Source organism: Algoriphagus marinus, assembly GCF_001936475.1.
GTDB lineage: Bacteria > Bacteroidota > Bacteroidia > Cytophagales > Cyclobacteriaceae > Algoriphagus > Algoriphagus marinus.
Map to the genome: position 1 here is coordinate 30,785 of NZ_MSPQ01000006.1, position 13,105 is coordinate 43,889.

Here is a 13,105-nt window from a genome sequence, read left to right on the forward strand (position 1 = left end):
CCTATTTCAAAAAGACACTCTAGAGACTGATTCTTAAAAGTAAAAACCTCAATTCACAGCTTTAAAAAACTGGTTACTGTGAACTGTAAACTGCCTCCTGGCTACTGATTTACTTCTTATAGGTCAAAGTAATTGTCCCGGCAATATTTCCCAGTGGACTTTCCATTTTCACATCATTGGAAGTAATCAGTTGAGCTTCGTCCAATGCAACAATGGTATAGACTACCTCATTCTTGGCTTCATCAGTCATCAACAGATCGTCTCCTTTTACTTTCCAAGTACCCTTGCTATTCATCATATCTTCGGGGCTTGTGATAATGTATGTTCCTGTAGCTTCCAGAATCAGCTTCCCATCCATATGTAATCCCTTGCCTCCCTCAACCATTGCTGCTAGATCAGGACCTTCAGTTTGGTCAAATTTGAAGTCCGTACCTGACCAAGTTCCGACCAGCAATTCTTCTGTACTTTTTCCGCAGGAAGAGAAAACAGCAAGGATAAAAGCGAAAATGAAAAGGTTTTTAAATGAGCTAAGAATTAGATGTTTCATATTGAATTGGAATTAGGACCGAAAGATAAATAAATAATGATCTATGTATTCTTAAAAAGATTAAGAATAAACCTCTTCAAAAGCTAGAATCAAGATTGAAGAATTAGATTTTGAATATAAATTCGAGAAGTTCTTCATGAATTTCCCGAGCCAATACTTAACTTAATCAAATGGATAAAATCAGATTGTGGCTTATTTCCAGATACCAGCTTATTGTCTCAAGCATCGCTTTTTTACCGGGAGTTCTTAGTATTTCTTTTTTGATTTTAGCTGGGGCTCTCTTCCTCTTTGATGTTTCTGAGACTGGTCAACAATTTAAAATTGATTTTCCTTGGCTAAATATCAAAGACCCTTCTACAGCAAGAAGCATTTTGGGAGCAATAGCTGGAGGAGTGATTTCCCTTACAGTATTCAGTTTCTCGATGGTGATGATTGTACTTAATCAAGCTGCTTCACAGATGAGTAATCGGATTTTGGATAAGTTGATCGGAAATAGATTTCAACAAATCGTACTAGGAGTCTATATCGGCACGATAGTCTATACTTTTTTCATGTTCAGTACGATTAGAGATACAGGTAATTCATTTCAAATCCCTTCATTGAGCATTTTTATTCTTACCGTAATCACGGTATTCGATATTTTTATTTTCATCTACTTTCTTCATTTTATCACGCAATCCGTTAAATATGACGTCATTATAGATCGAATCGAGTCTGCTACATTTGAAGGAATGAAGCGTTTTTGCAATGCTGAAACCGAGGTGAAAGAGGATGCCAAATTTGTTTACCACACCGTAATTAGAGCCTCCAAGTCTGGTGTTTTTGAAGGATTTGACACCAAAGAAATCATGGATTTCTGCGAAGAAAATGAATGCAGTATTTTGGCAATATATCCAATGGGTACTTTTATAATTCGCGGACAACCGATTTTAAAGTGCAGTCAAAAACTTTCAGAAATTCAAATGGAAAATGCACTCCAAGGAGTGATTCTAAGTAGACAAGAATCGGTGATCCGAAACTATGAATACGGATTAAGACAACTCTCCGAAATAGCCTTGAAAGCACTAAGCCCTGGAATCAACGATCCCGGAACAGCGATCATCAGTTTTAGAGCAATAATTGATTTATTTGGGTTTCGGGCAGCTCACTTCCCTCCATCTACACAGAATCGAGGTGGAAATTCTTATATGCTTTATCGAAATGAACATAGTTTTGATGCGCTTTTCGAACGAGTAGTCTATCCAATCTGGGACTATGGAAAAGAAGATCGGATGCTCCGAAATGAGTTTAAATTACTATTGGAACAACTTGCTTTGATTATTGCTTCCCCTCCACTATTTAAGCTTTTAGAACTTGTGGATAAAAAAATCGCAAGTGAATCTCCAAATTAAAGCACTTAAATTTCTACCTAAAAAGTCAAAAAAAAGCCACAGAAAACCCTGTGGCTAATCATTAAGTTGGTTTAGTTTATAATTTAAACATCACTGGCAATACCATTTGAGTTGCTACTGCTTTTCCATCTTTGATTCCTGGAGTCCAAGTGCCTGAATTTGCAACCATTCGCATAGCCTCTTCATCACAACCTCCACCGATACCCCGAATAATTTCTGGATTTTCTATACTCCCATCCGGTTTTACTACGAAACTGACAAATACCTTTCCCTCTATTTTGTTTTCCTTCGCTGAGGCTGGATATTTCAGGTTTTCGATCATATACTTTGTAAATCCTTCCATCCCTCCAGGAGGAACTGGCATCTGATCCACTTCTTTATGTATTTCCTGCTGAGTTTGTGCCATAGCTTCTGATGTTTCTAGGAATGCTGAAAAGGCGAACAAGGCAAGGCTGGCAACGCCAATTTTTAATGAAATTTTCATGTTAGTGTTAGGTTTTGTTTTTTGTTGAATTCGATATTTTAAATTGAATTTTCGAGTTTAAATCGTACGGGAATTCGCATTCGAGTGACAACTGCTTCTCCTTTAAGTTTTCCAGGCTGCCACTTTTCCATAGATTTTATCAGACGAATAGCTTCCTCGTCACAATATCCACCTATACCTCGTAGCAGTTCCACATCAGTTATTGAACCGTCTTTTTGAACCAAGAAAGTAGCTACAACTGTACCTTCTATTCCTTGCTCTTTCGCTAGGTCAGGATATTTCATGTTTTTACCAAAGTACTCATACATCCCATCCATTCCTCCGCGAGGCAAGGGTCGTTCATCTACCTCAGTCATTACGCCTGGTTCCATAGCTGAACTTTGGGCTTTTGATTCTGGAGGAAGAGCTAGAAAGCTAAAGCTCAAAAAAGCCACACATGTCCATATTTTAGTGATTCGATTTTTCATTTTCATCCTGTTTAAGTTGATTATCCAAAAAGGCAAACAGTAGTACCGAATGCCTTTTTGAAAAGAAATCATACCTTATTTAAACTAATTTTTAATTGGAATTTCGATCATCTCTTCAAACCCAGGATTAATCTCCACTTTCGAATCATTAGCTAGTTTGAATCGAATCGGAAGCCTCATTCGAGTATTTATAACCCTTCCTCTTTGCTGACCAGGTTCCCAATTAGGTGCATTTTCCACGACGCGAATCGACTCTTCATCTGCTCCTCCTCCAATACCACGAAGGATTTCCACATCTGAAATAGACCCATCAGAATTGACAATAAATACTACAATCACTGTTCCTTCTATCCCCATACTTTTTGCTTCTGCCGGATATTTGAGATTAGAAGCAAGATATTGATTCCATCCTTGCATTCCTCCTTGAGGATTTGGCTGAGTTTCTACCACATCAAAAATCTCTTTACCATCTTTTCCAACGCTTTTTATTCTCGCAGTGATACTAGATGGTCCTATTTGAGTCCCTTTTTCACCCATTTGAGTTGGACCTTCGATTTCAGGTTCTGGCGTGATTTCACAGGAGAACACAAAGAATAATAATGCTACTAAAGGCAAAGCAAAAAGGAATTTGCTTTTCTCCCGATTTTCAGATTTTGGTTTGCTCATCATGATAATGCGTTTTTTGGTTTGAAATTGATTGAAGTTATTCATGAACTGCCAGCCTTGTCCTCTACTGATCATCTGAAGCAGAAGGCCAGAATATTCTTTTCTGGAAAAAGTAAAGGTGACACCTTGGTCTGCCTGGAACTCATGGATTTCCCGAAGTGATTTTTCAAATTGATAGATCATTGGGTTAAACCAGAAGATGATTTTGGCAAACTGAATCAAGAGTAAATCCCAACTATGCTTTAAGCGAACATGCATGGACTCATGAAGAATAATCTGTCGCTGCTCTGGTTGATCCGGGTCAAAATCCGGGAGAAGAATATATTCAAAAAAAGATGCAGGAATGAATTTTGGATGAATAGCAATCCAGTGATTTTGATATTTAATCAATTGAGCTTTGCCAAGCAATCGTTGCGATACAAAATACCCTAGCAACAAATGTATAAAAGTGAACAGCGCACCTAGTACATATACCAAACTGATGATCTCGATGATAGAAATAGTTTTTTGGGTGTTTTCAACATTTTGCCCAACAATAAACTCAGGCAAGGCAATCTCCTGTAAGCCTGTAGCACTTACTTTGATCAACTCAAATGAAAGCAAAGGGAAAATCCCAGAGATCAAAAGCATTACCAACAGAACCGCCCGATTGATTTTGAAAAACGTCAACTCGCTCAGTACATATTTGTAAAACAAAAGGCAAATAGCCAGACAAATACTGGCTTCGATCAGATAAACGACGAGTGAGTTCATTTTTCTTCTGGCTTGTCCATGTCATCAATCAACTTTTGTAAATCCTCAATCTCCTTATCAGAGATTTTATTTTCTTTTACCATAAAGGATAGAAAATTACCCACTGAGCCTTCAAAATAATTCTTAACCAAACTGTTGACACTCTTCCGACTATAGTCTTCCTGAGTGATTTTGGGTGAATAAAGGTAAGTGGAACCGTAAGCCCTGTACTTCACAAAGCCTTTCTTCTCTAAAGACTTTACCGTAGAAGCCAATGTAGTATAGGGAGGCTGAGGTTCAGGTAAGGCTTCCAAGATATCTCTAACTAAAGCCTCTCCTTTGCTCCAAATAATGCGCATGACGCGCTCTTCGTTTTGTGTTAGTTCTTTCATAGAAACTAATGTAGAAAGTTTGATTTATTAATCCTACGATTTTTTCGTATATCTACGAAAAAAAAATATCCGCTTCAATAAAATCAGTGGAAATTCTTAGCTACAGAAGAAAAGACATAAAAAAGTTCAGCTCCTATTTGTCTAGACCTCTCCAAATATTTTTGGGATTCAAGAGGAGTATTATCAAATGCTTTTGGGTCTTCAAACCGAACCGGAATCCTGATAGCAGCACCTGGAATAAAGGGACAGTTTTCATCTGCGTGATCACAAGTCATTATAGCAGCAAAGTCAGATTCAGGATTCACGGGATCATTGTACAATTTTGAAAAAGTGATCAATTGGTTTTCACCAAAGACAAAACTATAATGAGGATTTTCTAGACCTTTTACCATCACCTCAAAGCCATCCTCTAACAGCGTTGCAACAGCGCGAGGATTGAAAGCTGTCACCTCGACTCCTCCGGAGTAACACTTAATCGGTAGCTTGAAATAATCTGCTAAAGCCTGTCCCCAAACTTGAGACAGTTGACTTCTCCTACTATTATGGGTACAGATAAAATTCAATTTAGCTTCTCCTCTCTCTTTAAGTTTTTCTACCAAATAAATTGCTAATTCATCGAGCAAAGATTTTCTATCCTCAGAAATAAGGGATTTTGAAAAAGTAGAAATAGTATTGAGTAAAACTTTATTCACAGCTTAAAAAAATCAACAGCATCCTGATTGTGGAGTACAAGCACTTTTATCTGAAACACCAGTTGAAGAAAGTCTGATTTTTGGTTTTTCAGAAGGAATTCCGCAGTTATCTTTTGCAAGACAATCGGTCTGCATTCTAGTTAAATGAAATGCTTTACCGCCAAACTTCAATCCATATTTTGAAATAGTATCGCCTTGGTATTCCACTTCGATTTCAGAATCGGATAGCTCAAGAACTCGTTCTGATAGATCTATGATGCTCAAAAGTTTTTTAGCCCCAAGTCGATGGTCAAAATCCCCATCTTCCCAAAGTTGAAAGTTTACTTTTTGCTCATTTCTAAGAGTTACCCCGCAATCGATAAACTGCTTATTGATTTTTCCAATTTCAGTTACGTGAAAATGTGCAGGAACTGAGTCGCCGTTTGGAAGGATAAATTGAAGCTCCTCGAGCTGTTTTAGATATTCTTTAATTTCAGATAAAGTCATATTTTTCAGATTTATGATTTTCAGTCACAACATCTCAACTTGCTATTTTCAAAGTCATTGAAAAAAGAATTTAGATGATGTTTTAATTCTTCAAATTTTACTGGATTAATGCAATAAGAGACTGAAACACCTTCAATAGTACCCTGCACAAGACCTATTTCCTTAAGTGCTTTCAGATGTTGAGAAATAGTTGCTTGGGCAAGTCCGATTTCCTGTACCAGCGTGCCGTTGACACATTGATTAGTCTCAATCAAGTATTGTAGAATTGCTATCCGGGCAGGATGCGCCAAGACTTTGGCAAAATCTGCAAGTTCAATTTGCTCTTTTGAAAATAGATTGTTTTTAGTAAGCCCCATATCAATCGTAATATTACGATTAATACTGGAAGTAAAAAAAATTATTCTCTAATTACCACAAATTCTGTCAGGATCGGTGACACTAAGAAATACCCCAAAACTTCACTATCTCCTCTGATTACCTGAATATTTGTATCTGGATTTTGAGGTGGCGGGCTAAACAATCCTCCGTCTGTAAATAATAGACCTAATAATTGATTGAGGTAATTATAAGGCTCAACCGTCATCCGATAAAGAATTAACCGAACACGATCACCCGGTTCAAAAGCATATCCCAACTCCAAGCCATTCTCAAAAAATGTAAAACCGAATGTGTCATCAAACAAGAAATAATCTTCTGCATCATTTTTTAAAGTATCATTTTCGATGATTTGAATTCGGTAATAATTATTCTCTTCAAAAGGGATTTTTCCATAAGCTTTAATATAATATCCCTCATCTCGAAAAGGTCTCTCCTCTTCATATTGATAGGTAAGACTATCTAACGTTGGAGCTTCCAACATCAGCCCCTCAGCATAAAAGCTGTTTTCATTCCAATCGATTAAAAGTTCATAAGTCTCTCCAACATTGGCTACCAAACTTCCATTTACTGGCTTATAAGACCGAGTGTCTCTATTATAAAAAAAAGGAAATGTCGTCTCAGTCCCCTGCTTCCTAATTACCACTTCTGCATCCGTGATCGGACTAAATGCAGTGGTATCCAAATAGTTCTTGGCCAAAGAGATTTTCACTTCATTGAAAATTGAATTATCAGTCCAGATAGCTTCAATCACAGGAATATCTCCTTCAATCTCTCCTAAAGGCAGATCCACCTCTATTTGGCAGGAAACTATAAAAAACAGTAAAGCAATTATCCAGCTATTTTTCATCTTAAAACTCAAAATTATAGGTAATCGATGGCAGGAAAGTAAACAAGTAAGTCATGATAATACCAGGTCTGACAGAAGTGACAGGACCATCAGTTTCAGAATCGTAATTGATATCATTATTGACCACATCTTCAAAACTATAAGCAAAGGGGTTTTTCCTTCCGTAGAGATTATAAATACTGGCATTCCAGCTGCCTCTCCACTTGCGCCCCTTATTCGGATTTTTCCAGGTAATCGACGCATCCATTCGGTGGTAGTTTGGGAATCGATCCTCATTCCTAAAATCACTGTAATAAGGCACATTCTGCCTATCTGTTGAATACTGTCCGATTGGGAAAGATACGGCTTGACCAGTGGTATATACGAAAGTCAATCCCGCAGACCACGCAGGAGAAAACTCATGATTCAAAACCAAAGTGATGTCATTTGGGCGGTCATATCTTGGATTATACTTTTGCCCTCTGGAGATTCCTTCGATTTCTCGCCATGTTCTGGAATAAGTATATGCAAGCCATCCTGTTGTTTTACCTTGATTTTTTCGAAGCAAAAACTCCGCTCCATAAGCCCATCCCCGTCCTGTCAGTAATTCTGTCTCGACATTATCAGTGAATAAGACACTCGCACCATTTCTCAGATCGATGATATTTTGAAAGTCCTTGTAATAGGTCTCCACCGAAAACTCCCATTTATTATTATCAAAATTATGAAAAAGGCCTATTGAAACCTGATCTGATCGGATTGGAGGCACGTATGTTCCAGCTAGAATCCATCGGTCTATCGGCAATCCAGCCGATGAATTAGAAGCAATTTGAACGTATTGAAAATTTCGATTATAGGCAGTTTTGATTGAAAACTTTTCATTGATCAAATACCTGAAAGCAATCCTAGGCTCAAGCCCTTGATAGAATTTTATATTTTCCAATGTAGAATAGCTTGTTGTATCAATAATGTCTATTTCTGGACCCGGCACTCCACCTTCATACATGTAATCCACTCCTTTACCGATCTGATTAAAAATCCCCCATCGCAAACCTGCTTCAGTACTGAGCTTTGGAGTGATTTCATAAGTCATTCCTGCGAAAATATTATTCAAAACTCCATTCTTAGGGTTGGTATCCAGCTGCTGTATATTACTATCCGGAGCAGGAATCAGGGCTATTGGTGCAAAATGATAGAATTGAGAATGTACCCCCCAGTAGGTCTGTAAGTTTTCTCCGCGGAGCCAAGTCCATTGCGCCTTTAGTCCAGTTTCCGAAAGTTTGTTTTTCCACTCAAAGCCATTCTCAGGATCATCAAATTCGATCTTATAATTATATACTGAATGGTAAGCATCAAGATCAAAATACGCATCTTTCGAAATGGTGTGATTCCACTTCATGGAGTTAACAAAATTGCTCCAACCTAAACCGAATGATCGCTCTAGTCCTAAAAAATCACTTCCCTGATAGGTAGAGAAAGTTAGTTTATCCTTGTCACCTAACAAAAAAGCAAACTTAGCGCTGAGGTCATGAAAATTGAGGCGATTTTCTCGAATATCAGGATTCGATGAAAGTGCCAAAAACACATCTGCATAAGTTCTCCTAGCGGATATGGCAAATGTGGATTTTTCCGAAAACAAGGGGCCATCTAAGGTAAATCTCGAGGAGATCGTTCCGATTCCGCCCTCACCTCTCAGTTGTTTGTTATTTCCTTCTCGAAGAGATACATCAATTAAAGAAGAAAGCCTGCCTCCAAAAGAAGCTGGCATATTCCCTTTATATAAATCTACCTTTTCCAGGGCATCTGGATTGAAGACTGAGAAAAACCCAAAAAAGTGAGAAGCATTATAAACGGGAGCTCCATCGATTTGAACCAAATTTTGATCTGCCGATCCACCCCTTACAAATAATCCACCAGTCCCTTCTCCTGCGGTTTGCACCCCCGGTAATAACTGAAGACTTCGAAGTAGATCTACCTCTCCAAAAAGGGCAGGAATATTTTTAATTGTAGCGATTGGCATGGTCGCTTTACCGGTCTCAAGATTTCGAACTTGCTCATCTGGTCTCCTTTCCTGAATGATTATCTCCTCGAGGGACATCTCTTCCGGGTTTAAAAAAAACTTCAGCCCTTTTTCAAAATCTTTTTGATTGATTACCCGAATGGATTTTTCATAACCAATAAAAGAAATTAAAAGCCTCCTGGGAAAACTCCCAACTTTTATTTCAAAAAAACCATCCAAGTCAGATACGACTCCTGTCGAAATATCATCTTCCCAATAAACGCTAGCTCCGGGAAGCGGGGAAGAATTGGTTGCATCCACTATTTGACCCTTTAAAAAAGTGGCTTCCTGAGCCATCAGTGTAAATAATGGGAAAATAAAAAGGAATACTCCAGCGAATATGCTCCTCATGTAAATCGAACCTTTGATTAATTTTTTGATTGAAAACCTCAAAGCTAGACGATTCAGAAGGATTAATGTTTGTTAATTTTTTAAAAACATTCACTTTTTAGACTTTCTCTTATCAGAAATAGCCTTTCAAAGTAATCTTTATTTTATAATTTCAGCCCATGATTTGGGCTTACCCGGACGTTAGACTCACCCTATTGCTCGCAGGAATATTCTGCCTGCTGTATTTTATTTACTTATCCCGCTATTGGGCTATCAATCGACGCTTGAAAGTGGAGAAGAGAAGACTATTTACCAAAATAGTGATTCGAACATGCTATTTCATTCTTTTCCTGATAGCATTCGCAGGTCCTTCCATTGGAACAGCGATGAAGGAAATTCAAGAAGAGGGGAAAGATATTTTTATTGCAGTGGATCTCTCACAATCTATGAATGCTTCCGACATAGGCCCTAGCCGACTTCAGCGGATAAAATTTGAACTTAAAAACCTTACGAAAAGCTTCCCATCAGATCGAATTGGGTTGATTATTTTCAGTTCAGAGGCCTTTCTTCAATGCCCACTGACTTTTGACCAGAGTGTATTGCAATTGTACATTGATGGTTTGAATACAGGTTTAGTCCCAAATTTCGGCACTGATTTGAATGCTCCTTTAAGACTTGCCTTGGAGCGATTTGAAAGTGATGAAAGCCAAGAGATAAAATCAAAATCTATTATTTTGATCTCTGATGGCGAGAATTTCGGTGATGAACTAGACAACATTGGGGCAAGTTTAAATGATCTGGGGGTAAAAGTATTTTCCCTTGGAATTGGTACAGAATCAGGAAGCAGCATTCCCAGAGGAAATGGATTAGTCATTGATCCTCAAACAGGTCGGCCAGCACAGACTGTTTTAGATCCTGCACCACTTCAGCAGATTGCCGCAGAAACCAACGGTCAATACTTTGAGATTTCTGACCAAGTGCAAGAGGCAGGGAATTTAATCGGAGCATTGGAACGTCTTGAAGGCGGCGTAACTGGTTCGCGAGTTGTAGAAGCCTCAGCTAACAAGTATTTTTACTTTCTGCTTGCAGGCCTGATCCTTTCCCTTTTGGATATGATTTTACCTATCAAAACAATCAAACTTTAGATGAGCTGGGGCAAGATCTTTTTAGGAATTCTACTTTTTCTTCCTGCATCCTGGACAAAGGTTTCGAGGATGAATGCAGCTATTGATTTAGCTGCTGAGAGTTACGCCAAAACTGAATACGAGCAAGCTATCACCGATCACCTTGCATTGATGGAGGGCTTTGGATATGTGGGAACTGAATTGGATTTTGACTTGGGATTAAGTCATCAATATGCCGAAAAGCCAGATGAAGCTTTAGGTTTTTATGATAAAGCCAGTATTAGTGCAGATAAAATCTTAGCTTCATTTGCATTCAATCAAAGTGGTGTAATTCAAGGAAATAAAGAAGAATACGAAGTAGCGCTAAGCAAATTCAAATCGGCTTTGATCAAAGACCCCTTCAACGAAGTAGCACGTCACAATTATGAATTACTCGCTCGATGGATGCAGCGGGATAAAGAGCGAAAGGAACAAGATCAGAATAAACCAGAACCTTCGGATTTTGCGAAGCGCAAAAAGGCAGAAGCAGATCGATTGGTTGAGCAGTTTAGATTTAAAGATGCCCTAACTGTCATGCAGGAGGCTTTAGCACAAGATGAAACTGTTGCGGCTTATCAGGAGTTTATAAAGAGTCTAGAAGAAATCATAGAAATCGATGAGAAATAAACTGATCTACATAGGAATACTTGTTTTCACGTTGGGACTTACTCCAGGATTTTCACAGAACTCTGGAGATTATTTCAACCGTGCAGCAAGATCCTATGTCAAAACTGAAAAAGATCAAGCACTTACAACGGTAAATGAGGGCTTATCTAAATTTCCCGGTGATTCGAAACTTCAAGCTTTAAAAGAAAAATTAGAACAAGAGCAGGAGAAAGACAAAGAAGAACAAGAGCAGAAGGATCAAGAACAGCAAAATCAGGAACAACAGCAGCAAAAAGAGCAAAGTCAAGACGAAAAAGGCGAACAACAGGAATCTAAAGATCAAGGCGAAAAAACAGAAGAAGATAAAGCCAAAGAATCTCAAAAAGGTGATCCGAGTGACCAAAGTCAAGATCCTGCAAGTGAAAATGCGAATGATCAAATGGACGCAAAATTAGAGGATCGCCAAAAAGCAATGGAGGAGTTTAAAGAAAAGCTAAAAGCGATGAACCTTACTCCGGAACAAGCAGCCCAAATACTGGAAAGTATGAATGCAGCTGAATTGCGATACATCCAACAAAACAAGAAAAAACCTACTGAAAGACCTAAAAGAGGGATTCCTGACTGGTAAAAAAATAAAGTATCAAGCTAGAAGACCGATGAAAGAACCTTCGGTCTTTTGACTTTTAATTTAAACCCAAATAATAATGATCAAAGAAGTATATATCGTTTCTGCAGTCAGAACTCCTCTAGGAAGTTTTGGAGGCAAGCTTTCAGGACTCACTGCTATTGAGCTAGGCAGCACAGCCATCAAAGGTGCATTGTCCAAAGCTGGAGTGGACTCTAAAGAGGTCCAAGAAGTATTTATGGGGAACGTAATCTCTGCCAATTTAGGTCAGGCTCCGGCGAGGCAAGCTGCCATCGGAGCAGGTATCGGATACGAAGTACCATGTACAACTATAAATAAAGTCTGTGCTTCAGGTATGAAAGCAGTAATGTTTGGAGCTCAGTCCATCATGCTCGGAATAAATGATGTCGTAGTAGCAGGTGGAATGGAAAGCATGTCAAATGTCCCATTCTATGTTCCAAAAGCTCGTTTTGGCTATAAATACGGAAATGCAGAATTTGTAGACGGATTGGTAAAAGACGGACTTTTCGAGGTGTATTATAAATTTCCGATGGGTAACTGCGCAGATAATACTGCTAAAGAGATGAATATCTCACGGGAAGCCCAGGACACTTATGCAATTCAGTCTTATCAGAGATCTGCAGATGCTTGGGCTAAAGGATATTTTAAAGATGAAGTAATCCCTGTTGAGATGAAAGGTCGAAAAGGGGAAACGATTCTGATCGATGAGGATGAGGAATACAAGAATGTAATGTTTGACAAAATACCTTCCCTCCGACCTGTTTTTGATAAAGAAGGAACAGTAACAGCTGCGAATGCATCAACTATGAATGATGGTGCGTCAGCTTTGGTTTTGGTAAGTAAAGAAAAAGCCGAAGAACTAGGATTAAAGCCATTGGCAAAAATCAGAGGTTTTGCTGATGCTGCGACAGATCCTCTATGGTTTACGACTGCACCAGCTTTGGCTATTCCAAAAGCTATCAAGCACGCAGGGCTAACAGCCGAAGACATTGATTTCTATGAAATCAATGAGGCTTTTGCAGCAGTTGCATTAGCCAACCAAAAGGAGCTAAACCTTGATAATGATAAGATCAATGTTTTTGGTGGAGCTGTGTCTTTGGGGCATCCACTTGGGGCTTCAGGAGCAAGGATTATCACTACATTGAATTCTGTTTTACATCAGAAATCCGGACAAATAGGTGTAGCGGGAATATGCAATGGAGGCGGAGGAGCTTCAGCGCTAGTAATTGAAAAAATGTAA

14 protein-coding genes and 2 pseudogenes are annotated in these 13,105 nt (G+C 38.6%); 5 read left to right on the forward strand and 11 right to left on the reverse strand.

The window, feature by feature from the left end:
- Positions 1-109: 109 nt before the first annotated feature.
- Complete coding sequence (locus tag BVC88_RS10635) at positions 110-547, reverse strand: hypothetical protein (protein ID WP_075350677.1); 438 nt, start codon at positions 545-547, stop codon at positions 110-112.
- A 170-nt stretch (positions 548-717) separates the two neighbouring features.
- Here BVC88_RS10635 and BVC88_RS10640 point away from each other — a divergent pair, with 170 nt between their 5' ends.
- Entirely contained in the window at positions 718-1,938 is a 1,221-nt protein-coding gene (locus BVC88_RS10640; protein ID WP_075350678.1) for a DUF2254 domain-containing protein, read from the forward strand.
- A gap of 76 nt (positions 1,939-2,014) precedes the next feature.
- Here the strand turns inward: BVC88_RS10640 and BVC88_RS10645 are convergent, their stop codons facing one another.
- The 10 genes and pseudogenes from BVC88_RS10645 to BVC88_RS10690 form a co-directional block, all read right to left on the reverse strand.
- Entirely contained in the window at positions 2,015-2,422 is a 408-nt protein-coding gene (locus tag BVC88_RS10645; RefSeq protein ID WP_075350679.1) for an energy transducer TonB, read from the reverse strand.
- A gap of 38 nt (positions 2,423-2,460) precedes the next feature.
- Complete coding sequence (locus BVC88_RS10650; protein ID WP_175574405.1) at positions 2,461-2,889, reverse strand: energy transducer TonB; 429 nt, start codon at positions 2,887-2,889, stop codon at positions 2,461-2,463.
- A gap of 153 nt (positions 2,890-3,042) precedes the next feature.
- Positions 3,043-3,351 (reverse strand): annotated as a pseudogene (locus BVC88_RS21560) (energy transducer TonB); the annotation flags it as partial.
- 216 nt (positions 3,352-3,567) lie between these two features.
- A pseudogene (locus tag BVC88_RS21565) lies at positions 3,568-4,308 on the reverse strand (M56 family metallopeptidase); the annotation flags it as partial.
- Positions 4,305-4,679 (reverse strand): BlaI/MecI/CopY family transcriptional regulator, encoded by a 375-nt coding sequence (locus tag BVC88_RS10665; protein WP_075350681.1) that lies wholly within the window; start codon positions 4,677-4,679, stop codon positions 4,305-4,307. The gene BVC88_RS10665 and the pseudogene BVC88_RS21565, both read right to left, overlap by 4 nt.
- 83 nt (positions 4,680-4,762) lie before the next feature.
- Positions 4,763-5,371: a low molecular weight phosphatase family protein gene (locus BVC88_RS10670; protein ID WP_075350682.1), complete on the reverse strand. Its 609-nt coding sequence runs from the start codon at positions 5,369-5,371 to the stop codon at positions 4,763-4,765.
- Positions 5,372-5,383: 12 nt separating this feature from the next.
- Positions 5,384-5,857, reverse strand: a complete 474-nt coding sequence (locus tag BVC88_RS10675; protein WP_075350683.1) for a DUF6428 family protein — start codon at positions 5,855-5,857, stop codon at positions 5,384-5,386.
- A 20-nt stretch (positions 5,858-5,877) separates the two neighbouring features.
- Positions 5,878-6,213 (reverse strand): ArsR/SmtB family transcription factor, encoded by a 336-nt coding sequence (locus tag BVC88_RS10680; protein WP_075350684.1) that lies wholly within the window; start codon positions 6,211-6,213, stop codon positions 5,878-5,880.
- A 41-nt stretch (positions 6,214-6,254) separates the two neighbouring features.
- Positions 6,255-7,082 carry a DUF4249 family protein gene (locus tag BVC88_RS10685; RefSeq protein WP_075350685.1) on the reverse strand — a complete coding sequence of 276 codons (828 nt, stop codon included), beginning with the start codon at positions 7,080-7,082 and terminating at the stop codon, positions 6,255-6,257.
- 1 nt (position 7,083) lies between these two features.
- The gene (locus BVC88_RS10690; RefSeq protein ID WP_075350686.1) at positions 7,084-9,471 is read right to left on the reverse strand and encodes a TonB-dependent receptor; all 2,388 of its coding nucleotides are present in this window, start codon (positions 9,469-9,471) and stop codon (positions 7,084-7,086) included.
- Between the two features lie 158 nt (positions 9,472-9,629).
- Here BVC88_RS10690 and BVC88_RS10695 point away from each other — a divergent pair, with 158 nt between their 5' ends.
- The 4 genes from BVC88_RS10695 to BVC88_RS10710 all read left to right on the forward strand — a co-directional run bounded on the left by BVC88_RS10695 (position 9,630) and on the right by BVC88_RS10710 (position 13,105).
- Complete coding sequence (locus tag BVC88_RS10695) at positions 9,630-10,595, forward strand: VWA domain-containing protein (RefSeq protein WP_075350687.1); 966 nt, start codon at positions 9,630-9,632, stop codon at positions 10,593-10,595.
- A complete protein-coding gene (locus tag BVC88_RS10700) occupies positions 10,596-11,240 on the forward strand; it encodes a hypothetical protein (protein ID WP_075350688.1) in 645 nt (214 codons plus the stop codon).
- Entirely contained in the window at positions 11,230-11,847 is a 618-nt protein-coding gene (locus BVC88_RS21330; protein ID WP_075350689.1) for a hypothetical protein, read from the forward strand. Before BVC88_RS10700 ends, BVC88_RS21330 begins: the two co-directional genes overlap by 11 nt.
- Positions 11,848-11,926: 79 nt before the next feature.
- Positions 11,927-13,105 (forward strand): acetyl-CoA C-acyltransferase, encoded by a 1,179-nt coding sequence (locus BVC88_RS10710; RefSeq protein ID WP_075350936.1) that lies wholly within the window; start codon positions 11,927-11,929, stop codon positions 13,103-13,105.